The organism is Pseudomonas caricapapayae (assembly GCF_001400735.1).
Classification (GTDB): domain Bacteria; phylum Pseudomonadota; class Gammaproteobacteria; order Pseudomonadales; family Pseudomonadaceae; genus Aquipseudomonas; species Aquipseudomonas caricapapayae.
On sequence record NZ_LJPW01000160.1, the window covers coordinates 1 to 2,570 of the forward strand.

Below are 2,570 nucleotides of genomic sequence, written 5' to 3' on the forward strand. Positions count from 1 at the left end.
AACTGCGTAAGTAATTTGACATGCGAACGTGCCGACGTGCTCTAACCGTTTTGGCCCTCGCCCTTCCGCTTTCAGCGTTGGGTGCGGCACCTGTGGTCGATAACAATTCTGGCTCTGGCAGCAGCAGTTATCCGCCAGCGGGTTATGGCACGTCCGGCGCCTATGCCGGGGGAGGGGTTACGGCCCCTGCCTCGGCACAAGGTCAGCTGTTCATGCAGTTGCAGCAGATGCAGGACGAAATCGCGCGTTTGCGCGGTGTTGTCGAGGTCCAGCAGAATGACATCCAGCGTATGAAGCAGGAAGCTCTGGAGCGTTATCAGGAACTCGATCAACGTATAGCCAGTGGCGCAGCCGCTCCGGCTAACAATAATTCTCAACCTTCTGGTGGCGCTATCGACGCCAGTGGGACGCCTGCGGCCTCAGCGGCTCAGCAGGCACCGGCGGCAGGTACCGAGCCTCCTGATCCGGCGAAGGAAAAGCTGTATTACGAAGCTGCCTTCGATTTGATCAAGGCAAAGGATTTCGACAAGGCCAGTCAGGCCTTCACCGCTTTCCTGCGCAAATACCCGAACAGCTCCTACGCGGGCAATGCCCAGTACTGGCTGGGTGAAGTGAATCTTGCCAAGGGCGACCTTCAGGGTGCCGGTCAGGCGTTCGCCAAGGTCAGTCAGCAGTATCCGAAGCACGCCAAGGTGCCTGATTCGCTTTACAAGCTGGCCGACGTCGAGCGTCGCCTGGGTCATACCGATAAGGTAAAAGGCATATTGCAGCAGGTTGTTGCCCAGTATCCGGGTACTTCAGCTGCACAATTGGCGCAACGAGATCTTCAGCGTCTTTAATGTTCTGACCCGTTAATCAAGAAAGCCGCGCTAGTCGCGGCTTTTTTCGTTAGAATCTCGCACCCGAAATTCCGGTACACCTTACGCTTTTCCGGATTCTGCGATTGCAGGGTTCCTTGAAGTGCCTGACGGAGGCGGACGGCCTGTTTAGCTGTTACGCCCGTGGCTGATATGCAAGACACATTACGCATCACCGAAATCTTTCACTCGTTGCAGGGTGAAACCCGTACGGCTGGCCTGCCCACCGTATTTGTCCGCCTGACCGGCTGCCCATTGCGCTGTCAGTACTGCGACAGTGCCTACGCGTTCAGTGGCGGCACCATTCAGACGCTGGATGACATCGTCGGGCAAGTCGCGTCCTATCGTCCCCGCTACGTTTGTGTCACCGGCGGCGAGCCGCTTGCCCAGCCCAACGCCATTCCGTTGCTCAAGCGTCTTTGTGATGCGGGCTATGAAGTGTCGCTGGAGACCAGTGGTGCGCTGGATAGCTCGGCAGTGGACCCTCGCGTCAGCCGCGTCGTCGATCTCAAGACCCCAGGGTCGAAGGAAGTCGCACGCAACCGCTACGAGAACATGGCGTTGCTGACGCCAAACGATCAAGTCAAGTTCGTGATTTGCTCGCGCGAGGATTATGACTGGGCGGTCTCCAAGCTGATCCAATACGGCCTCGATGGTCGTGCTGGCGAAGTCCTGTTTTCGGCCAGTCACCACGAACTTAAAAGTCGAGATCTTGCGGACTGGATCGTTGCCGACAACCTGCCGGTACGCCTGCAGATGCAATTGCATAAAATTCTTTGGGATGACGAGCCGGGGCGCTGATATGAGTGAATTCACCAACACCGAAAAAAGAGCCGTGATCCTGCTGTCGGGTGGCCTGGATTCCGCGACCGTCGTCGCCATGGCGCGTGCCGAGGGTTTCGCCTGCTACACCATGAGCTTCGACTACGGTCAGCGCCATCGCGCCGAGCTGGATGCGGCTGCACGCGTTGCTCGCGATCTGGGTGCGGTCGAGCACAAAGTCATTGGTCTGAACCTCAACGGCATTGGCGGCTCGGCATTGACCGACAGCACCATCGCCGTGCCGGAGTCGCCCTCCGAGGGCATTCCGGTAACCTACGTACCTGCACGCAACACGGTGTTCCTGTCGCTGGCGCTGGGCTGGGCAGAAGTATTGGGTGCACGGGATATCTTCATCGGGGTCAATGCTGTGGACTACTCGGGCTATCCGGATTGCCGTCCCGAGTTCGTCGAGTCGTTCGAGCGCATGGCCAACCTTGCTACCAAGGCCGGTGTGGAAGGGCAGGGCTTCACTATCAGGGCACCGCTGCAGAATCTGAGCAAGTCGGACATCGTCAAGGCAGGCACTGCTTTGGGAGTCGATTATTCACTGACAGTTTCCTGCTACCAGGCTGATGATCAGGGCCGCGCCTGTGGCAAATGCGACAGCTGTCGCCTGCGCGCAGACGGCTTTACGGCTTCCGGTATGGCAGACCCGACACGTTATTTTTAAAGTTTTTCAAAAAAGGTGTTGAATTACTGATAAAAATCAGTAATATACGCGCCACACAACAGAGGGTCGTTAGCTCAGTTGGTAGAGCAGTTGGCTTTTAACCAATTGGTCGTAGGTTCGAATCCCACACGACCCACCATTTTTGGCTTCAAGGTTCACCTTGGAGCCGAATCTTAAAGATCTGATGCCATTCGTATCAGGTCGCAGGCAGCTGGTTGAGG

3 protein-coding genes and 1 tRNA gene are annotated in these 2,570 nt (G+C 57.0%); all 4 read left to right on the forward strand.

The features are described 5' to 3' along the window. Positions 1 to 20 precede the first annotated feature (20 nt). The 4 genes from ybgF (at position 21) to ALO80_RS24780 (ending at position 2,488) form a co-directional block, all read left to right on the forward strand. Positions 21 to 839: a tol-pal system protein YbgF gene (ybgF, locus tag ALO80_RS24765; RefSeq protein WP_054984757.1), complete on the forward strand. Its 819-nt coding sequence runs from the start codon at positions 21 to 23 to the stop codon at positions 837 to 839. Positions 840 to 1,010: 171 nt separating this feature from the next. Further along, positions 1,011 to 1,658, forward strand: coding sequence for a 7-carboxy-7-deazaguanine synthase QueE (gene queE / locus ALO80_RS24770; RefSeq protein ID WP_055010910.1), 648 nt, complete (start codon positions 1,011 to 1,013; stop codon positions 1,656 to 1,658). Between the two features lies 1 nt (position 1,659). After that, positions 1,660 to 2,349, forward strand: a complete 690-nt coding sequence (gene queC, locus ALO80_RS24775) for a 7-cyano-7-deazaguanine synthase QueC (RefSeq protein ID WP_055010909.1) — start codon at positions 1,660 to 1,662, stop codon at positions 2,347 to 2,349. Between the two features lie 63 nt (positions 2,350 to 2,412). Beyond that, positions 2,413 to 2,488 (forward strand) — tRNA-Lys (locus ALO80_RS24780). The last annotated feature ends 82 nt before the right edge of the window (positions 2,489 to 2,570 follow it).